16 protein-coding genes are annotated in these 18,230 nt (G+C 66.7%); 5 read left to right on the plus strand and 11 right to left on the minus strand.

The features are described from left to right. Positions 1 to 97: 97 nt before the first annotated feature. Positions 98 to 1,480 (minus strand): class I SAM-dependent RNA methyltransferase, encoded by a 1,383-nt coding sequence (locus ACIP90_RS12120; RefSeq protein WP_400579554.1) that lies wholly within the window; start codon positions 1,478 to 1,480, stop codon positions 98 to 100. Then, entirely contained in the window at positions 1,477 to 3,453 is a 1,977-nt protein-coding gene (locus ACIP90_RS12125; RefSeq protein WP_400579555.1) for an APC family permease, read from the minus strand. The genes ACIP90_RS12120 and ACIP90_RS12125 overlap by 4 nt, the downstream gene beginning before the upstream one ends. 92 nt (positions 3,454 to 3,545) lie before the next feature. Between ACIP90_RS12125 and ACIP90_RS12130 the strand changes: the two genes are divergently transcribed. Together ACIP90_RS12130 and ACIP90_RS12135 are read left to right on the plus strand one after the other, a co-directional pair. After that, entirely contained in the window at positions 3,546 to 4,217 is a 672-nt protein-coding gene (locus ACIP90_RS12130) for a potassium channel family protein (RefSeq protein ID WP_400579556.1), read from the plus strand. Next, the gene (locus ACIP90_RS12135; protein ID WP_400579557.1) at positions 4,218 to 4,967 is read left to right on the plus strand and encodes a potassium channel family protein; all 750 of its coding nucleotides are present in this window, start codon (positions 4,218 to 4,220) and stop codon (positions 4,965 to 4,967) included. It abuts the gene before it with no gap. Here ACIP90_RS12135 and ACIP90_RS12140 read toward each other — a convergent pair. The 4 genes from ACIP90_RS12140 to dut all read right to left on the minus strand — a co-directional run bounded on the left by ACIP90_RS12140 (position 4,928) and on the right by dut (position 7,381). Next, positions 4,928 to 5,692, minus strand: a complete 765-nt coding sequence (locus ACIP90_RS12140) for a DUF3159 domain-containing protein (protein WP_400579558.1) — start codon at positions 5,690 to 5,692, stop codon at positions 4,928 to 4,930. The two genes, ACIP90_RS12135 and ACIP90_RS12140, sit on opposite strands and share 40 nt — an antisense overlap. Then, positions 5,689 to 6,039, minus strand: a complete 351-nt coding sequence (locus ACIP90_RS12145; protein WP_400579559.1) for a hypothetical protein — start codon at positions 6,037 to 6,039, stop codon at positions 5,689 to 5,691. The genes ACIP90_RS12140 and ACIP90_RS12145 overlap by 4 nt, the downstream gene beginning before the upstream one ends. Next, positions 6,032 to 6,763 carry a DUF3710 domain-containing protein gene (locus tag ACIP90_RS12150; RefSeq protein WP_400579560.1) on the minus strand — a complete coding sequence of 244 codons (732 nt, stop codon included), beginning with the start codon at positions 6,761 to 6,763 and terminating at the stop codon, positions 6,032 to 6,034. Before ACIP90_RS12150 ends, ACIP90_RS12145 begins: the two co-directional genes overlap by 8 nt. Before the next feature lie 114 nt (positions 6,764 to 6,877). Continuing rightward, positions 6,878 to 7,381: a dUTP diphosphatase gene (gene dut / locus ACIP90_RS12155; protein ID WP_400579615.1), complete on the minus strand. Its 504-nt coding sequence runs from the start codon at positions 7,379 to 7,381 to the stop codon at positions 6,878 to 6,880. A gap of 179 nt (positions 7,382 to 7,560) precedes the next feature. On the opposite strand from dut, the gene ACIP90_RS12160 reads away from it, so the two are divergent. After that, complete coding sequence (locus tag ACIP90_RS12160; RefSeq protein ID WP_400579561.1) at positions 7,561 to 8,067, plus strand: DUF3093 domain-containing protein; 507 nt, start codon at positions 7,561 to 7,563, stop codon at positions 8,065 to 8,067. Here the strand turns inward: ACIP90_RS12160 and ACIP90_RS12165 are convergent. After that, positions 8,064 to 8,363, minus strand: coding sequence for a DUF4193 domain-containing protein (locus ACIP90_RS12165; protein WP_205653185.1), 300 nt, complete (start codon positions 8,361 to 8,363; stop codon positions 8,064 to 8,066). The two genes, ACIP90_RS12160 and ACIP90_RS12165, sit on opposite strands and share 4 nt — an antisense overlap. Positions 8,364 to 8,643: 280 nt before the next feature. On the opposite strand from ACIP90_RS12165, the gene sepH reads away from it, so the two are divergent. Beyond that, positions 8,644 to 10,140, plus strand: coding sequence for a septation protein SepH (gene sepH / locus ACIP90_RS12170; protein WP_400579562.1), 1,497 nt, complete (start codon positions 8,644 to 8,646; stop codon positions 10,138 to 10,140). 29 nt (positions 10,141 to 10,169) lie between these two features. Here the strand turns inward: sepH and ACIP90_RS12175 are convergent, their stop codons facing one another. Genes ACIP90_RS12175 through ACIP90_RS12190 form a run of 4 tightly spaced genes read right to left on the minus strand, consistent with a single transcriptional unit; the run spans position 10,170 to position 15,647 of the window. After that, positions 10,170 to 10,919 carry a thymidine kinase gene (locus ACIP90_RS12175; protein WP_400579563.1) on the minus strand — a complete coding sequence of 250 codons (750 nt, stop codon included), beginning with the start codon at positions 10,917 to 10,919 and terminating at the stop codon, positions 10,170 to 10,172. Further along, positions 10,912 to 12,168, minus strand: coding sequence for an alkaline phosphatase family protein (locus ACIP90_RS12180; protein ID WP_400579616.1), 1,257 nt, complete (start codon positions 12,166 to 12,168; stop codon positions 10,912 to 10,914). The genes ACIP90_RS12175 and ACIP90_RS12180 overlap by 8 nt, the downstream gene beginning before the upstream one ends. Position 12,169: 1 nt before the next feature. Beyond that, complete coding sequence (locus ACIP90_RS12185) at positions 12,170 to 12,913, minus strand: DUF5998 family protein (RefSeq protein ID WP_400579564.1); 744 nt, start codon at positions 12,911 to 12,913, stop codon at positions 12,170 to 12,172. 43 nt (positions 12,914 to 12,956) lie between these two features. After that, positions 12,957 to 15,647 (minus strand): GNAT family N-acetyltransferase, encoded by a 2,691-nt coding sequence (locus ACIP90_RS12190; protein WP_400579565.1) that lies wholly within the window; start codon positions 15,645 to 15,647, stop codon positions 12,957 to 12,959. A gap of 55 nt (positions 15,648 to 15,702) precedes the next feature. Between ACIP90_RS12190 and ACIP90_RS12195 the strand changes: the two genes are divergently transcribed. Further along, on the plus strand, positions 15,703 to 18,225 hold the full coding sequence (locus ACIP90_RS12195) for a DNA topoisomerase (ATP-hydrolyzing) subunit A (protein ID WP_400579566.1): 2,523 nt from the start codon (positions 15,703 to 15,705) through the stop codon (positions 18,223 to 18,225). Positions 18,226 to 18,230 lie beyond the last annotated feature (5 nt).

An 18,230-nucleotide genomic window follows, 5' to 3' on the forward strand; every position in this document is an offset into this window, starting at 1 on the left:
GGTCAGCCTAATTAGTAGATGGTCCTACAAAAAGAGCATGGGGCCAGCCGTGATATACGGTGCGCGACGTGGGACTACTCCGCCCATCCTAGTGGCATCAGCCGCGGGGCGTCAGCAGTGCCACCGTCTCCAGGTGATGTGTGTGCGGGTACAGATCGAACGCCCGAAGCTGTGCCAGAGACCAGCCGCCCTGCTGGAAGTAACCGATGTCGCGCGCAAACGATGCGGGGTCACAGGAAACGTACGCAATGGCCCGCGGGCCGGCGGCGATGAGCTGGTTCACCACGGCCTTGCCGGCGCCGGCGCGCGGCGGATCCAGCACCAGCGCATCGAAGTTCCGGGGCCGCTGGCGCAACACACGCTCCACGCGGCCCTGCACGATTTCCACCTGCGGCGCTCCGTGGAGGTTCTTCCGGGCGTCCCTGCTTGTTCCGGGAGCACCTTCCACTGACAGCACGGAGCCCGTTTCGCCAACGGCGTCGGCGAGCGGAGCGGTGAACAGTCCGGCACCGGCATAGAGATCGGCCACTGCCGCGCCCGGCCCCAGGAACCCGCCGTCGTGCAGGAAAGCGGTGACGGCACCGACCAGTGTTTCCGGGGCGTCCCGGTGGATTTGCCAGAATCCGGCACCGGTAACCCGGTAATCGTGACCCGCAGCGGACTCCTGCACCCAGGTCCGGCCGCGCAGCTGCAGCGTCTCCTCCTTGAGCGGATCGAAACTGGCCACCGAAATGTCCGCGGGGAGCTGGGCCAGGATGGAGCTGAGGCGTTTGGCGCGGGTGCCGGGCGAAGGGGCAAGGAGGACGAGGGGGCGGGAACCGTTCGCAGGGGCCGCAACCTCCACCCTGTCGATGCCCTGCAGGTCCGCGTCCCAGAGCCGGAGATCGTTGATGGCCGCGACCGCGAGCGGCATTTCCCGGACAGGAATGACCTGGTCCGAACGGTGAGCGTGCATGCCGAGCTTTCCGCCCGGGGTGACCGCAAACCCGGCCCGGGTCCGCCACGCGAGGCCGGCCCCGCCGTCGTGCGTTCCGCCGCTCTGCGTTTCGCCGTCCTCGGCGGTGGCGGCGCCCACTGCTTCCACCTCAGGTGAAAGCTCGACGCCGGCCAGCCGCCTGAGCTGTTCGGCCAGCACCTCGGACTTGAGGCGCCGTTGCCGGGACAGGGAGATGTGTCCTAGTTCGGCGCCGCCGACCGGCGGCCGCCCGTGCGCCCACGAAGCGGGCGAATCAGCGACACGCCAGAAGTGCGGGACACGGTCCGGCGACGGGTCCAGCACCTCTACGACGTCGCCGCGCCAGAATTTGGCGGACTCCCCCGCATCCGTCAGTCGGATCCGGGCCTTCTCCCCGGGGATGCCGTGGCGGACGAATACCACCCGGCCCTCGTGCCGGGCCACGCAGTGCCCGCCGTGGGCCACGGGGCCGATGTCCACCACCAGTTCTGTGCCGGCGGAGGACGTCAGGGATTCGGGGTTCATTGGATGTCCTGCAGTTTCTTTGCTTCTTCGGATGATTTGAGCTGCCACGGAACACTGGCCACCATGACGCCGGGTTCGAAGTGGAGCCGCGTTTTGATGCGCAGGGCTGTCTGGTTGTGCACCAGCTGCTCCCACCATTTGCCGACCACGTATTCCGGTATGTAAACAACGATCAGGTCGCGGGGAGAATCCCGGCGCATGTTCTTGATGTACTCCATGATGGGAGTGACGGTCTCGCGGTAGGGGCTCGCCAGGACGGTCAGCGGCACGGGGATGTCCAGCTTTTCCCAGTCCGCCAGCGTGTGGGCCGTCTCTTCCTCGTTGATATCCACGGTGACCGCATCCAGCCGGGACGGCCTGGAGGCCCGCGCATACGCCAGGGCACGCAGGACGGGCTTGCGGACGTGCGAGACGAGCAGCACGGCGTGGACCCGGGTGGGCAGGGCCCGCGGCGAGGAGTCCTCGTCCACGGCGAGTTCCCTGGCCACGTTGTCGTAGTGCGCCCGGATGCTCCACATGATGAGGAACAGGACAAACATGGCCAGGAGCGCGATCCAGGCGCCCTGCTCAAACTTGGTGATGAGGACGATCACCAGCACCAGCGCCGTCATTCCGAAGCCAATCATGTTGATGGTCCGGGACTTGAAGATCCGGAGGCGCACGGCTTTGTCCCGGGCCAGCTTCAGCTCGCGGCCCCAGTGGCGGACCATGCCAAGCTGGCTGGCGGTGAAGGAGATGAACACCCCCACGATGTACAGCTGGATGAGCTTGGTGACATCGGCGTTGAAGGAAATGATCAGCACGAGCGCCCCGGCGGCCAACGCGAGCACGCCGTTGCTGAAGGCCAGCCGGTCACCCCGGGTACGGAGCTGGCGGGGCAGGTAACCGTCCTGCGCAAGGATGGAACCCAGCACAGGGAAGCCGTTGAAGGCAGTATTGGAGGCGAACACCAGGATCACGCCGGTGGCCGCAACCACGATATAGAAGAGGATGGATCCCGGCCCGAAGACGGTCTGTGCAATCTGGCTAATCGCCGGGCTCTGGATGTAGCCCTCAGGAAGCGGACTCCCGTTCAGGAGGAACTCCGTTGCCGGGTCCAGCACGATGTGCACTTTGGTCGCATTGGCCAGGTAGATGATCCCGGCCAGCATGGCTGAGGCAATGATGCCCAGGAGCAGCAGTGTGGTGGCGGCGTTCTTGCTCTTCGGCTTCCGGAAATTGGGCACGCCGTTGCTGATGGCCTCCACACCGGTCAGGGCGGCTGCGCCCGAGGAGAAGGCCCGGAGCAGCAAAAATGCGCCGGCGAGACCCACGAGACCTTCATCGAAGCCCGGGGCCGGGACGATCGTAAACGCTGCCGACGGCGCCTGGCCCAGTTGCCCTGTCATGGCCTGGAAAATCCCGACGGCGGTCATGCCCAGAATCGAGGCCATGAAGATGTAGGTGGGCACGGCAAAGACGCTTCCGGCTTCCTTGATCCCGCGCAGGTTCACGAGGGCCAGGATCACTACGCCGACGGTGGCGAATGCGGCCTGCTGGCCGTGGAGGGACGGAATTGCGGTGGTCAGGTAGGTGGCTGCCGACGACATGGAAACGGCGACTGTCAGCACGTAGTCAACGAGCAGGGCGGATGCCACGGTCAGCCCGGCATGCTTCCCCAGGTTCACACTGGCGATTTCGTAGTCGCCGCCGCCTGACGGGTAGGCGTGGACGTTCTGCCGGTAGGAGGCGACGACCGTCAGCAGCACCACCATGACCGCGAGCCCCACCAGAGGAGAGAATGCCACGGCGCTCACTCCCGCCAGCGCCAGTGTGAGGAGAATCTCGTCGGGCGCGTAGGCAACGGACGAAAGCGCATCCGAAGCGAAGACGGGAAGCGCGATCCGCTTCGGCAGGAGAGTATGGGCCATCCGGTCAGTCCGGAAGGGCCTCCCCACCAGCACCCGCTTCGCGGCATTCAGAATTGTCAGCACCAGACAAAGTTAGTCTGATTCACGCGCGATGTCATGGCGGGAATCCGGCGGTAGAGTCTTACGGAGCAGCAGGACAACTGGAGGAGACACGGGTGGCGCACTTCGTGATCATGGGCTGTGGACGCGTCGGGGCAACCCTGGCCCACACGCTCGAGGACGCAGGCCATTCGGTGGCCATCATCGACCAGGACGACCGCGCCTTCCGCCGGCTCCGTTCCGGCTTCACCGGGCGCAAAGTCACCGGCGTGGGCTTCGACCGGGACACTCTGAAGCAGGCCGGGGTCGCCGAGGCATATGCATTCGCCGCTGTTTCCAGCGGCGACAACTCCAACATTCTGGCCACGCGTGTGGCCCGCGAAACCTTCCATGTGCAGCACGTCGTCGCCAGGATCTACGATCCCGGCCGCGCCGAGATCTATCAGCGGCTTGGCATCCCCACCGTGGCCGCCGTGCGGTGGAGCGCAGACCAGGTCCTGCGTCGCATCCTCCCTGAACAGCATCTGGCCGGTGACTTCCGGGAACCATCCGGCCGGCTTGTCCTGGGCGAACTCGCCATCGACCCCGCCTGGATCGGCCATTCCGTGTCCTCGATCGAAAAGGCGGCTGATGTCCGCGTCGCGTACCTGACCCGGTTCGGTGAAGGGATGCTTCCCACCGCCGCCACGGCGTACCAGGACGGCGACACCGTCCACGCCATGATGCGCCTGGACCGCAGCGCAGAAGTGGCCCACATTCTCGCCAAAGCACCCGCCAAGGAGTCCTAAGTGAAAGTCGTCATCGTCGGAGCCGGAAGCGTCGGTTCCTCGATCGCCCGTGAGCTGCTGGCACATAAGCATGAGATCCTGCTCATCGATCTCAAGCCCGAGGTCATCGGCCGCAGCGGGCTGCGGGGGGCGCACTGGCTGGTTGGCGATGCCTGCGAACTGAGCACCCTGCAGGACGCAAAGCTCGAAGACGCCGACGTGGTGGTCTCTGCCACGGGTGATGACAAAGTGAACCTCGTCGTCTCGCTTCTGGCAAAGACCGAATTCGGGGTCGGGCGCACGGTGGGTCGCGTAAACAACCCGAAGAATGACTGGATGTTCAATGATTCCTGGGGAGTGGACGTCGCCGTCAACACTCCCCAGCTCATGACCGCCCTGGTCGAGGAAGCCGTGGAAATCGGTGACCTCGTCCGGCTGCTCACGCTTCAGACCGGTGTGTCATCCCTCGTGGAGTTCACTGTGCCGCATGACTCGCACGCCATCGGGCTCACCGTGGGAAGCATCGACTGGCCGGAGGACTCGACCCTCGTGGCGATCCTCCGCGACCAGGCACCGATCACGCCCAGCCGGGATGACGTCATCGACGGCGGCGACGAGCTGTTCTTCGTCACAACGATTGCTGCCGAGGAGCAATTGCGTGAGCTGCTGTCGCCTGGATCGGGTGAAAGCCAGGAGCAACCGCCCGGACCGGATGAAATCCAGGCTGCGGCTCAGGCCGAATCGCTGGAGGGTGACGGCTTCGAAGGCTGAGCCCCCGGCGCTGCCGCCGGCCGTGTGACCAGCCATGCCAGCCACACGCCCAAGATGTACAGCGGCGCGCCCATGATGAGGCGGGTGGTTGCCAGCGCGGCCAGGCCGTCCGGCCCCATGAGGTACAGGGGTACCTGCACCACCAGGCGAAGGGCGAGCACGCCCACGATAATCCAGGTGCCCAGCTGGTAGGCGCGTACCCGTCCCGGGTGTTGCCGCCAGTCCAGGCCCTCGTTGCGGATGAAGCCGAACAGCAGCCCGGCAATGGGCCAGCGGACGGCGATTGAGGTAACCATCGCCACAATGTAGGCCGCGTTGGTCAGGAACCCGGGAAGGTAGAAGTCCTCCGCCTTGCCTGTGGTGTTGGCGAGCCAGGCGGAAATGCCGACGCCGACCACCCCGGCAAGGGCCTGTGTCAGGGGACGGCGCTGCACGAGGCGCACCACGGTAAACACGGCGGCAGCGGTCAGCGCCGCAATGAGCGACGGCGTCAGGCTAGCCGTGACGGTGAAGGATATGAGGAAGACCAGTCCGGGGAGGATGCTCTCCGCGATCCCCTGGTAGCCGCCGGCGCTCTTGAGGACGTCGATGCGGCCGTCATCGGTGCGGTGCAGCCCTGCCTTGGATGCATAGCCTTCGGCCAGGCCCGCAAGGCCAGGAGCGTCCGGAGCCGGCAGGGGTTCCGGCCTTTCCGCTCCCGGTTCGGGCTTTTCTGGCAATGTCATGGGTTCTCCTGGCGGGACAATATTTCGTAGCGGGGGTTGAACATGGTGGGCAAACCGTCGCGCACGGCCAGCATGCCGTCCAGCCTGACCTCGGTCCCGGGGTCGATGCCGGGTACGCGGCGGCGCCCCAGCCAGACGACCCGAAGACGGCCGCGCTGTGCCGCCGGGGCGGGCGTTGCCCGCGCCGGCCGGTCGTGATCCACAACGGTGGCCGTGAAAGCCGCCACTTCGGTGGCGGGCACGTAGGTCACCGATTCGATGAAGCCATGGCACAGGACACGCCCCCGCTCCGGCAACCGGCTGATGGGTACGGGCCCGCCCTGCATACTGCGGCCGGCATCAACCAATCTGGGTGATCTCCGGACCGCGTTCAGGCTGTTCGAATTCCGGACCTGCTTCCTGCCCTGCGGGAGGCACCGATCCGGCGGCGTCCTTGGGCAGGCGCAGCTGCAGGAGGTCCCGGGGCGGCATGGGGTTGTCGCCGCGGATAACCACGATCTTGCGGAAAAGCTCCTCGAGGCCGACGGCGGCCTCCCGGTTCAGTGCCGCTTCGCCTCCGAACACGCCACGGAGGAACCAGCGTGGACCGTCGATGCCGATGAAGCGGGCTACACGGTACCCCTGGCTGCCGTCGCTGGCGCTCGCCGGCAGTTTAGCCACGAGCTCGGTGCCGAAGTCGCCCTGGATTTCTTCGACCTGGCCGCCTTGGCTGCCCACCGACTGGCCAATCTGTTCACGGATCTCGTCCCAAAGGCCCTCTGACCGCGGGGCGGCGAAAGCCTGCAGCTGCAGGCTGGACCCGTTCAGATCCATGGTTACCGCCACGACCCGCTGGGTCGCCTCCTCCACCTCCAGCCGCAGCTGAAGGCCTTCGCGCGGGGCAATAAGCAAGGCGCCGAGGTCCACATAACCGTCCCGGCTGCTGATCTCGGAGACATCAAAGGGACCGGTGACGCTTCGGTTGGATGCCCCAATGGAAGCGCCGGCCGACTCGGCTGCGTTGTCCTCCCGGACTTCCTCCGGCTCTGAGGCCGCTTCCTTCTTGGCTTTCTTGCCCCGCCCAAAAACCATGGGTTGTCTCCTTAGTTGTGATCTTGTCGCGCCGGCCCGCGGGCGCCGCATCTTGTCTGGCTGGCCGCCCTCGTCCCTACCGGGAGACCGGACCGGGACCCAGGGCCGCCTAACCTAGGGGCGCGGAACCGTGAAGCCGCCCGTTGAGCCGAATCCTCCGGCGCCGCGGACGGAGTCACTCAGTTCCCCTACAGCGATGAACTGGGCGTACTCCACGCGCTGGATGACCATCTGTGCAATTCTATCGCCGCGCCGGAGTTCTATCGCCTGATGACGATCCGTATTCAGCAGCGTCACAGCGATTTCACCGCGGTAACCGGCGTCGACAGTACCGGGGGCGTTCACTACCGTGAGGCCGTGCTTGGTCGCGAGGCCGGACCTGGGGTGGATCAGTGCCACGAACCCGTCCGGAAGGGCGATGGAGACGCCGGTGGGCACGAGCCGCCGCTCACCAGGCTCAAGGACCACGTCCTCGCGGGCGCGCAGGTCAGCGCCGGCGTCGCCGGGGTGGGCGTAGGACGGCGCTTCCAGGCCGTCGTCGAGCATTTTAAGTTGAATCTGCACGGTTGGCGCTCCATACTCGGCCGCGCGCAGCGCTTCCGCCGAAGCGGGCAGCACAGCTTCCGGGGCCGCGTGCTGCAGCGTTGGGGTAATGGCTGTTTGTTCGTCAGTCACAGTTCCTCACTCTATCGCCCGCAGGTTCGGTCGGCCTACCGGCCGTGACTTAGGAAGGACTCCGGGAACAAGCGAGGACCTGCCGGGATGAAAAGCCCCGGCAAAGATGGAAAGCTGGGAGCATGCCCGAATCAAGCGCCTCCGTGCCTGCCCGCCATCAGCCTCCGCAGGATGACACCGTCGTGTTTGCCGAAAAGCTGTGGCCCGGTGTGTGGATCTGGTTGGTTGCTGCCGGCCTGGCGGGCGCAGGCATCCTGGTCTTCGCACCCATCAGTCCTGCCGCCGGTTTCACGGCCGCCGCCGTTCTCTTCGCCATTGAAGCTGCCCTGCTTCTCCTGTCCACGCCGGCAATTTCAGTCACGGGCCGGACTCTCCAAGTGGGCAGGGCGAGCATCGAGCGCGGGCTCATCGGTCACGTTGAGGCGTTCCGCGGCACGGAAGCCACCGCCGAGCGCGGCACCCGCCTCAACGGCCTCGCCTATCTCTGCATCCGCGGCTGGATCGATCCCGTGGTCCGCATCGAGATCAACGATCCCTCGGATCCCACGCCCTATTGGCTGACGTCCACGCGCCGCCCGGAGGAACTGGTGGCCGCGCTCGGCACGGGCAACGCTGCTGGCCGGTCCTAGCCTTCGCAGTCCCGGCAATATAGGCGGCCGTCTTTTTCGCGGGCGATCTGCGAGCGGTGCCGGACCAGGAAGCATGAGGAACACGTGAACTCATCGGCCTGCGCAGGCATGACCCGGACCAGCAGTTCCTCGCCGGAGAGGTCGGCGCCGGGCAGCTCGTATCCCTCGGCAAGATCGGCTTCATCCTCTTCGACCACCGCCGTCGGTTTATCGGCACGGCGCGTCTTGAGCTCCTCAATCGAATCCTCGTTGAGGTCTTCCTCCGACTTCCTCGGCGCATCATAGTCTGTCGCCATGATCTGCTGCTCACACTCCGTCGACTCGCTTGGGTAATTCAACGTACACAACGCCGAACGCCGTCCCTTTGTGCCCGGTTCGGGGCCATTTTTCCCTATGGCGCACCGAAAAGCCATAGCCGTCCCTGGCCAGATTCCGGCATAGTCAGCGCCCGTCCACGATGTCCTTCCATTCCGCCGGAAGTCCCGGAATTTCGCGGCGCGCCCTTCGTCCTAACAGGAAAAGACAGGCTTGGGTGGCAGAGTTTCGATTGATAGTAATGCCAGGGTGGAGGATTGTATGCAGGATCTACGGCTTGTAGGCGTCCACGACGACGGGGAGCATCTCCTGTTGAGCGGCACCGGCGGCGAGATGTTCCAGCTGCCGATCAACGAGGCCTTACGGCTGGCGGCAAGCCGGCCTTCCCTACGGAAACCGGCCGCGACGGTTGCGGCCCTCTCTCCGCGCGACATCCAGGCGAAGATCCGCAGCGGCGCCACTGCGGCCGAGGTCGCCGAAGCCTCCGGCCTGCCTCTGGAAAAAGTTGAACGTTACGAGGGCCCGGTTCTGGCTGAACGGGAATACGTGGCACAGCAGGCCCGGAAGGTAGAGGTGGCGTCGCCCGCCCCCGGCCACGACATATACCGGTCAGCCTTCGGTGACAACCCGGCCACGCTGGGCGACATGGTGGCCCACCGCCTCACCGCACACGGCATCGCGTCCTCCACGCTTGAATGGGACTCCTGGCGTCGCCCTGACGGAACCTGGACAGTTGTGGCAAGGTTCGATACCCAGCCGGGCGGGCATGCCAGCATCGGTGAAGAGCCCCCGGCCATGTGGACATTCAATCCGTCCCGCAAATCTTTGCAGAATGCCAATCGCTGGGCGCAGCAGCTCAGTGAGTTGGAGCCCCTCGATGGACCCGTGCCCGCTCGGAGGCTCTCGGCGGTTTCGGACCGCCCGTTCGATTTTGAAACTGACGCCGAGGCCACGGCCCGCAAGGGCACCCACCAGCAGGGCATCCACCAGCAGGGCGCCGACCACCAGAAGGACGCCGACGGCCTGCTGGACATGCTGCGCTCCCGCAGGGGTCAGCGCCTCGGCCTTGACGAGGACAGCGACGACGCCTTGGCGCTCCTGCTAACCCACGGTGTCCCGGCGGCACACCCCCGGCCGGCGGAGTTTCCTGCCGCTTCCGAGCCGGACCCGGACGAGCCTGGCGACGCAGAAGAGTCCGGGGAACCGGATTCCCCGGCAGCCGAGCCAGGGCCCGCAACGCGACGGCGCGACGGCCGGCCCTCGATGATGTCCCGCCTCAGCCTCGCGCCCCGGCCTCAGGAGCCGCAGCAGGATTCCCTTACCCTTCACGAAGGCGTCAGCACGGACACACGCGAGATCACGATCGTCCCGTCCCCGCTGCGCCCGGTCGGCAACACGGGCCAGGAAACACCGGCAGCATCGGCGGTCCCGGCACGTCCGGCAGAGCCGGCGGTTCCGCCCGCTGTTCCGGCGAAGCCGATGGTTCCGCCCGCCGCCGACAAGCCGGCAGGCCGGCCGGCAGAGGGCCCCGCCCGTCCTGCAGCCGGCAATCCAGGGTTGGACGAACTGCTCGGCAGGGGAACTCCACGCCGCAGGGTGGATACGGGCAGGCTTGAGACGGGCAGGGCAGCAGCCGATCAGGGGCCGGGCGCACGCCAGGAACAGGACCGCGACGAACCTGAGCGCCAGCCGTCGAGGCCCAAGCGGTCCAGCGTTCCGAGCTGGGACGAAATAGTCTTCGGCACCAGGGGCGACTAGGCCACTGTCAGTTCCTGGCGGGGTCGCGGCTAGCTGTTCCCGGCTGTACTTCCGGTACGGCTGCCCGTACCGCGCCACAGGCAGGCGTCAATTTCGAAGGGCAGCAACTGGTCCTGCTGGGCCATGATGTTGGCACCATGGGCGGTGACGCGGCGCATGAAATGCCGCCGGCACAGTGTCTCGTACCCCACCGCCGGCTCCGTTCCGGGGGCGTCCGCGGGAGCACTGGCAGGCGCCGCATCGCCGGCCATTTCGACGTCGCCCACCACTACCTGCGCGCCCTCCATGACCATCACGCCGTCGACCGTCCTGGCATTGTGGGTGGCACGCCGTCCGCACCAGCAGAGCGCCTCCACCTGAAGCACCTGCACCCGGTCTGCGAGTTCAATCAGCCGCTGCGAACCGGGGAAAAGCCGGGTGCGGAAATCTGCCGTGATACCGAACGCGAAGACATCGACTTCAATCTCGTCCACAATCCGCGCGAGTTGTTCCACCTGCCCGGGCGAATAGAACTGGGCCTCGTCGCAGATGAGGTAGTCGACGCGGACGCCCCTCGTGCGGCGCAGTACCACTTCGTCCCAGAAATCGGTGCTGTCCACGACCTCCACGGCGTCAGTCTGCAGTCCGAGCCGGCTTGAGATGCGTGAGCCGCCTGCGCGGTCGTTGCAGCTGAAGCGGACGCCGCCGCGCCCGCGCGCACGGTGGTTGTAGTCCATCTGCAGCGCAAGCGTGGACTTTCCGCAGTCCATAGTGCCCGAGAAGAAGACGAGCTCAGCCACGGGTTCTCCCGCGGCTGGGGGTCTTGCCCGCAGCCTGGAAGCAGAGCAGCGGAACTTCCCGCTCCGCCTTGGTCAGGGAACCGTGCTGCCCCACTACCTCCATGGCGGTGAGGCGCACTCGCCGGGTGTCGTAGAAGGCCACTGCATCGCGGGCCGCGATCATGACGTCGCCGATCCGCTGCTCGACGCCGGGCCGGACCGGACCGAAGAGGCCCGCGCCAATCGCTTCTTCCCGCGTGAAAGCCCAGATACGCTCGCCGAACCGGCTCCGCCAGGCGTCCAAAAGACGCTGCCGGGCGGTCCCGGTACCGCCGGGGCCCGCCTCTTCCTCGAGGTAAAGGTGGAGCATGCGGGGCTCCCCCGCTGTGTGCCTGACGCCGGCCACCAGTGCGGGGTCTTCCGAGTAGTCGATCCGCTGGCCCTCAGCGACGTCCAGCATGCCGTGATCGGCGGTGAGCAGCACGGTGGTGCCCGCGGGAAGGGCGGAGTCAAGCCGCTTCACCGTTGCGTCCAGTTCTTCGAGTTGGTGTTCCCACTCCGGCGACTGTGAACCGTGCCGGTGACCGGCCTTGTCGAGGTCGTTCACGTAGAAGTACATGAGGGACGAGTCGGAAGCGGCCATCGCTTCGGCAGCGGCAGCCGTGCGGGCATGCGATGTGATTCCCGAGATGAAGGTTCCTCCCCGGAGGGCAGCGCGGGTCATGGGAGAATCACCGAATTGGGGAAGACTGACGGTCGTAACGTCAACATGTTCCGCGGCCCGCTCCAGGACCGTGGGGAATGGCTGCCAGTCCTGCGGGTCCACGCCGGCATCCCAGTTGCCCAGCATGTTGACCACTTTGTCCTGGGAGGGGTCAAGGACGTCATACCCCACAAGCCCGTGCTGGCCGGGGGCAAGTCCCGTGCCAAGGCTCGCCAGGGAAGCGGCCGTCGTTGAGGGAAACGCAGAATCGATCCATACCGGGACGTCGCCCTGGCCCCGCTGCATGACACCGCGGAGGAATGGGGTGTGGGCCGACTTCTGCTTAAGCAGGCTGCGCCCGAGGCCGTCGGCGAGGACAACGCAGATCCGTTTGGCCGGCGGCAGGCCGAGCCGGTTCTCGAAGCCGTCAACGCCGAGGCTCGCCGCAGCGCTGCCCAGCACGTCGGCTACGGAGCGGTGCCCATAGGCCGGGGCCGGGGGAAGGACCGGTGCCGCGGAATGCGTTGAAGGGGAAGCGTGGGAAGGCAGGCCGTTTTCCGGCGCCATCTCAGCGCTGGTGTCCGCGGCTGAGGCGGTTCGAGAACACACCCATCCGGGGGCGGGGCTGCGATGCCCTTGCCCCGTGCGGAACCGGCGTGGAAGAACCTGTGTTCACGGCGCGCAGGGCGCGGGCAAAAAGCTTGGCGTCCTGGACCGCCTGCAGGCCATCCGCTTCAGCAGAGATACGCAGCACGATGTCCTCCTGGGCGATCGTTCCGCTGTACCCATGGTCCGCCTCGCACTGTGGGTCACCGCAGCTGGCCGGGCCCATCTCAAGCCGTTGCCCGCCCGACCAGGCGATGGAGAGGGTGACCTCGCGCACGGGATCTGAGGGCTTGTAGTTCTGCGGCTGGGCGTACATGTAGCTCAGCACGACGGACCGGATCTGCGCTACGGGGACGGACTCCGTGGAAATCTGCGCCACGATCTGCTCGCCTGCATCGTCGAGCTGCTGGTCGTCCACGTGGGTGATCACGAGCATGTCGTCCGTCAGTACGAGCACCGTGATGTGCCGCCGGACTTCGGCCCGGTCAAAGTGTGTTTCGAGGTGCACCAGGTGGGCAAGGCAGTCCCGGCCGTCGAGGGCATCGTCCACGACGTCTGCCACGAGCCGCGGGTAGAAGCCTGCCTGCTGCAGGGCCCCGTCCAGGCTTTGGCCCTGGGCGGTGTGGTTGTGTGAGCTGTGGTGGCTGGAAGCCTGGGGGCTGTGGTCCGGTGCTTGAGGCTTCGAGGTGGGAGGCTGGGAGCTCATTTCCCCATTTTCACAGATCGGCTTGGCACATGCTAACCAGCGTTCAGTCGCGCATGGCCCTGCGGGCACTGTCCGTGCGCTGGGCGGCGTTGCCGATCCGGACGTCAGCCGCGAGGATGAACACTCCGTGCGGCGTGGCCAGGACCGGGTTGAACTCCACAAGGGCAATTTCCGGATGGGCGTCCTTCAGCCGGGTCAGCCGCGCCGCCAGGTCTTCGAGTGCGGCAATGTCGACGGCGGGAAGCCCCTGGTAGCCGAACAGCTTGCGGGAGGCGCGGGGACTGCGGATGAAGTCCCGGAGGTCCGCGGCGGACAGCGGCGGAACGCGGTGCGCCCAGTCATCGAGCAGGTTGACGGCGTCGCCCGCCAACCCGAACGAGACCACCGGTCCAAGCAGCGGATCCTCGATGGCGCGGAACACGCAGGCCTGGCCCACCGGCGCCATGGCCTGCACCTCCAGCGAGGACGAGCCGTAGGGTTCGAGTGCACGGCGCATTTGATGGATGTTCAGCCGAAGGGACTCCGGATCCTGGATGTCCAGCCGCACGCCGCCCAGGTCGAGCCGGTGCCGCAGAGTGGGATCCGTGGTCTTCAATGCCACGGGCCAGCCCAGCCGGTCGGCCGCTGCCACCGCTTCATCCGGTGTCACGAAACCTTCGGAGGGCAGCACCTTGATCCCGTAGTGCCCCAGCAGGCGGGCGGCATCCGCCGGGTCCAGCTCCTTCAGCTGTTCGCCCCGGACGTCGTTGAGCAGCAGCTCAAGATCGGCATGCATGGCGTCGGCGTCGCAGCCCTCGGGATCCGCGAAGAGTCCCTGGTCCCGGTCGGCCCACTCGGCGTAGCGCACCACGACGGACAGCGCCGCGACGGCGGCCCCCGGATTTGAGTAGCACGGGACCGGCGCAGCGGGGGCCTCATCCCCCACCATGCCCTCCACGTAGACGGACGGGTCGAGGATGCCGGTGAATGCCGCGACAACGGGTTTCCCCGCCTCGGCCGAGCAGCCGGCGAGCGCGCCCGCGATTTTCTCGACCGTCAGCCCCCTGGCCGGGAGGAAGGCGACCACCGCCGCGTGCACGGCGTCCAGGGCAAGCGTTTCGCGCAGCCGGCGCTGCAGTTCTGGCAGCGCGCGTGACATGCCGGCGTCGAGGTCCAGATCGGCCACGAGTTCCTCGACGCCCAGGCCGTGGGCCGTTGCGCTGTCGGCCACGACCTTCCCCAGTGCCCCTGAGTTGCTGAACACGGCCACGCCGGCGCCCTTGGGCAGCGGCTGGGCGGCGACAATCTGTGCGACGTCCATGAGCTGCTCGATGGTCTCCACCCGGATCACCCCGGCCTGGCGCATCATGGAGTCGAGGGCTCCGGCCGGAGCCTGGGTGGTGCGCACCGCGTGCCCGGGCGGCAGCTGCAGGCCCATGGAATTGGACTTGGCGACGATGACGGGCTTGGTGAGGGCCAGACGGCGGGCCAGCCGCGAGAATTTGCGCGGGTTGCCGATCGACTCCAGGTACAGACCCACGGCGGTGGTATCGGCGTCGTCCTCCCAGAACTGCATCATGTCGTTGCCGGAGACGTCCGCACGGTTGCCGGCGGAGAGGAAGGTGGAGATGCCGACGCGGCGGCGGCTCGACGCCGCGTACAGGGCAACACCGATCGCGGCGGACTGGCTGAAGAGTCCCAGTCCCCCGCGCCGGGCCAGGCTCGGTGCCATGGAGGCGTTCAGCGACACGGCAGGATGGGTGTTCACCATGCCCAGCGATGCCGGTCCAATGACCCGCATGCCGTTGGCCCTCGCCTGGCGGACCAGCGCACGCTGGCGCGCGAGGCCGCGGTCGCCGTCTTCGGCGAAACCAGCCGTTGCCACCACGATTCCCTTGACGCCGGCGGCCGCGCATTCATCCACCACGTTGGGGACTTCGTCATAGGGCACGGCCACAATGGCCAGCTGCACCGGGCCGGGCACCTCCGACAGTTTCCCGAAGGACAGCATCCCGGCCAGCTCCAGCGCTTCCGGGTTGATGGCGTAGACAGGGCCGGTGAAGCCGCCCTCAATGATGTGCTCGAGGAGCTGGTACCCCACGGTGCCCCACTTGCGGCTCGCTCCGATAACCGCAACCGACGACGGCGCAAGCAGGTCCTGCACGCTCCTCGCCTCCGCGCGGTGTTCCCGGGCCTCCATCACGGCACGGGACTTGTCGGTGGGATCGATGTTGAACTCGAGACTGACCACGCCGTCGTCGAAATGCCTTCTGACGTCGTAGCCTGCGTCGGAGAAGACCATCAGCATTTTCCGGTTTTCCGGCAGGACTTCGGCGGTGAAGCGGTGGATGCCGTTTTCCCGGGCAGCGGCCGCCAGGTGTTCCAGCAGGATGGAGCCGATGCCGCGGCCCTGATGCTTGTCGGCGATGTTGAAGGCCACCTCGGCCTCGGCGGGATCGTCGAGCCTGTCATAGCGGCCGATCCCGATGATTTCCCCGCCAATGGTGATCACGAAAGCCACCCGGTTGCGGTAGTCCACCTCGGTGAACCGTTTGAGCTCCCTGCTCGACAGCCGTGCCTTGAACGAGAAGAACCGCATGTAGATTGAGTTCTGCGACTGTCCGGTATGGAAAGCCTGCACGGCGTCCGCATCCGATGGATGAATGGGCCGCAGGTGTGCCGTTCCGCCGTCCCGCAGGACGACATCGGCTTCCCAATATTCCGGATAAATGCCGTCCGCGGGCTGTTCCACCATAGGCTTAGCCTAGCTAAGACTTCCGAAGTGCACCCCCAAAGGATCCACCAGCCCCATGGCCCGCCGCCAGAATTCCACCCCGTCAGGGGAAATCGTCCAGGACTATACCGAAAACATCGTCGACATAGACGTCACTTCCGAGATGGAAGGCTCCTTCCTGGAGTACGCCTATTCGGTCATCTATTCCCGGGCGCTTCCCGACGCCCGCGACGGCCTCAAGCCGGTACAGCGGCGCATCCTGTACATGATGAGCGAGATGGGCCTGCGGCCTGACCGCGGCCACGTCAAGAGCGCCCGTGTGGTGGGCGAGGTCATGGGCAAGCTCCACCCGCACGGCGACACCGCCATTTACGATGCGATGGTCCGCATGGCCCAGGACTTCTCGCTGCGGCTTCCGCTGATCGACGGCCACGGCAACTTTGGATCCCTCGACGACGGTCCGGCGGCACCGCGCTACACCGAGGCCCGCCTCGCGGCGGCCGCTCTCACGCTGACCGACCACCTCGACGAGAACGTGGTGGACTTCGTTCCGAACTACGACAACCAGCTCACGCAGCCCGATGTCCTGCCGGCCGCGTTCCCCAACCTGCTGGTCAACGGCGCCACGGGCATCGCCGTGGGCATGGCCACGAACATGGCACCGCACAACCTCGTGGAGGTGATCTCCGCGGCCCGGCACCTCATCGCCAACCCGGATGCCACCCTGGAGGACATCATGCGGTTCGTGCCCGGCCCGGACCTTCCCACGGGCGGCAGGATCGTTGGGCTGGACGGCATCCGCGACGCGTACGCCACCGGCCGCGGCTCCTTCAAGACACGGGCCAAGGTAGAGGTGGAGCAGCTCTCCGCCCGCCGGACGGGCCTGGTGGTCACCGAACTGCCGTACATGGTGGGGCCGGAGAAGGTGATCGAGAAGATCAAGGACGCGGTCAACGGCAAGAAGCTGACGGGCATCAGCGACATCGTCGACCTCACCGACCGCAAACACGGGCTGCGCCTGGTGATCGAGCTGAAGAACGGCTTCAACCCCAACGCCGTGCTGCAGCAGCTCTACCGCTACTCGCCCATGGAAGACTCCTTCGGCATCAACAACGTCACCCTCGTGGACGGGCAGCCGCAGACCCTGGGCCTGCTGCAGCTGCTCACCGTCTACGTGGACCACCGCCTCAACGTGGTGCGGCGCCGGACGGCCTTCCGGCTGGGCAAGAAGAAGGACCGCCTGCACCTCGTGGAAGGCCTCCTCATCGCCATCGTGGACATCGACGAGGTCATTCAGATCATCCGGTCCTCGGATGAGGCGTCAGCGGCGCGGGAACGGCTGATGTCCATCTACGACCTCTCCGAAATCCAGGCCAACTACATCCTGGAACTGCGCCTCCGCCAACTGACCAAGTACTCCCGGATCGAGCTCGAGAAGGAACAGGACGAGCTCCGCCGCGAGATCGAGGAACTCGAAGCCATCCTGGGATCCGACCAGCTGCTGCGGGATCTGGTCTCCGGCGAGCTGGCTGAAATCGCGGAGAAATACGGCACCCCCCGCCGCACCGTGCTCCTGGAATCCGAGGCGGTCTCCCCCACCGTTGCTGCTGCGGCGGACGGCATCCAGGGCAAGACAGTCAAGGGCAAAGCTGTTCCGCTCGCACTGGAGATCGCGGACGATCCCTGCTGGGCCATCCTCACCGCGTCCGGCCAGATAGCCAGGACCTCCAACCAGGACAGCCTCGCGGAGTCCGGGCCGCGCTCCAAGCACGACGTGTTCCGCTCCGTGGTCAAGACCTCCGCGCGGGGCGAGATCGCGGCCATCACATCGCTGGGACGCATGCTGCGCATCCAGGTGGTGGACATGCCCGTCCTTCCCCCGATGTCCGGACTGCCGAACCTTGCCGGCGGTGTCCCCGCCAAGGACTTCATTACCCTGCTGAAGGGCGAGTCCCTCGTCGCGTTCGTGCCGCTGGATGAAGTGCTCGCCATCGGGACCGCGCAGGGTGTCATCAAGCGCGTGCAGCCCGACTATCCGCTGAACCGGGAGGACTGGGAAGTCATTGCGCTCAAGGACAAGGACACGGTGGTGGGCGTGGCTCCCGCGGGAAGCGACGACACAGACCTGGTCTTCCTGACGCGCCAGGCGCAGCTGCTGCGGTTCAGCGCGGCCAGCGTCCGTCCGCAGGGACGGACCGCCGGCGGCATGGCGGGCATTAAACTCGCGTCCGGCGACCAGGTGATCTTCTTCGGTTCCGTTGCCCCCGGTGACGAGGCCGCCGTCGTCGTGACTATTTCCGGGACCGACGGCGCCCTGCCGGGTACCGCGCCGGGGGCCGCCAAGGTCACCGCGTTTGCCGAATATCCGGCCAAGGGCCGGGCCACGGGCGGGGTGCGTGCGCACCGCTTCCTCAAGGGTGAAGACACGCTGCTGCAGGCCTGGGCGGGCCACGGCCCGGCGAAGGCGTCGTCCCTGGCCGGCGTTGCCCGTTCCCTGCCCCAGGAGCACGGCCGCCGGGACGGTTCCGGCATTCCGCTGTCCCAGGCCGTAGAGGCCATCGGACCCAGCATGGCGTGGGCTGAGGCTGCAGAGAGCTAGGCTAC

Origin of the sequence: Arthrobacter sp. NPDC093139 (genome assembly GCF_044754165.1) — a bacterium.
Lineage (GTDB): Bacteria > Actinomycetota > Actinomycetes > Actinomycetales > Micrococcaceae > Arthrobacter.